General features: G+C 46.4%; 2 protein-coding genes. One reads left to right on the top strand and one right to left on the bottom strand.

The genetic code is table 11. The features are described from left to right. Window positions 1–536 (bottom strand): alpha/beta hydrolase (locus tag ACY69O_RS03885; protein WP_462332158.1); only part of this gene is annotated, 536 nt, incomplete at its 3' end. A gap of 189 nt (window positions 537–725) precedes the next feature. On the opposite strand from ACY69O_RS03885, the gene bioB reads away from it, so the two are divergent. After that, a partial coding sequence (gene bioB / locus ACY69O_RS03880; protein ID WP_462332157.1) for a biotin synthase BioB occupies window positions 726–1,562 on the top strand: 837 nt, incomplete at its 3' end.

Below are 1,562 nucleotides of genomic sequence, written 5' to 3'. Positions count from 1 at the left end.
TGCTCGCCATTTTCCATTACGGTAACAGATGCCATGATATTTTCCGCGAATGTCCGAATCGTATCAATGGATTGCAGCTTATCATTTGAACCGTACAGTATAGCCGTCGGCGTCACCCATGATAAAGGATTACTCCTAACCCATGAAAGATACTCCCACGAAAGCCTTTCACCAAAGCTTGTCTCTACAGTTCCCTTTTCCATCAATTCAGTCTCGGAAATGCTGCACCACTTCATCATATCGGCAATAAGACGTTCCATATTAACGATAGGAGAAATAAAATAAGCCTTTTCCATTCGCTTATCGCCTAACGCACACATGGTAAAAAAAGCCCCGATGCTGTTTGCAATCACCGCGATATCAGTATATTCAGCGTCCAAGGAATCGAAAAAACCTCTGAATTCTCCCCTTGCTTCCCAAGGTGTTTCGGCCTTATAGTCGAACCCTATAACATCATACTCCGGGAAAAAGGGCTTGTAGTGCTCCGCTTCCGCGGCATTGCCGTTCTTACCATGTACATAGACCAGTTTTTTCATAATGCTCAACCTTTTCCGAGTTATTCTTTCCTAAAGCTTACAGCACACATAAATCACCGTCAACTTTTATCGTTAACCCATTTTCGGTTAACCGTTATCAAAATATTGGTTGACGAATATTCTGACGAGTCTTATAATTAAACCGAAATTCATACTGAATTGATTCCTATACAAAGTGAGGCTGTTTCCATGACCACATCTATTTCAGAACTTGCACAAAAAATCATCAACGGCTACCGTATCAAACGAGGCGACGACCTTGAGTTTTTCAAGACCTGTGACCTTGAGGAGCTTGAGCGCGGAGCAGGAGCTATTCAGAAACGCTACCGCAAAAACCATGTCGACCTTTGTTCCATCATCAACGGACGCAGCGGACGCTGCCCTGAGGACTGCAAGTACTGTGCTCAGTCTGCTCATCACTGCACAGGTATCGATGAATATCCTTTCCTTCCGAAGGAAAAAATATACGCCGAAGCAAAAAAGAATCAGGATGCAGGTCTGAACCGCTTTGCCATTGTCACGGCAGGACGTGCTCTTACAGGCGAGGAATTTGAAAAGGCCCTCGATGCATTCCGTCTGATGAAAAAGGACCTCACAATCGAGCTTTGTGCTTCCATGGGCTTTTTGAACGCTGAGCAGTTCCACCGTCTGCACGAGGTAGGCGTAACAAGCTACCATCACAACATTGAGACATCCAAGCGCTTCTTCCCGCAGATTTGCACAACTCATACTTATGACGACAAAATCCGCACGATTAAGATTGCACAGAAGGAAGGCCTCTGTGTATGCTCCGGCGGTATCATCGGCATGGGCGAGGACTGGGATGACCGTCTCGACATGGCAATCAGCCTTGCGGAGCTTAACATCTACTCCATCCCCATCAATGCTCTTATGCCGATTAAGGGCACTGCTCTTGAGGATCGTCCGCAGATTCCTGCAGAGGATGTTATGCGTACCATTGCGTTCTTCCGCTACATCAACCCGGAAGCAAATATCCGCCTTGCAGCAGGACGCAAGGTCATGCCG

The organism is Schwartzia sp. (in: firmicutes) (genome assembly GCF_978017985.1).
This window is presented reverse-complemented; position numbering and strand designations above follow the sequence as displayed.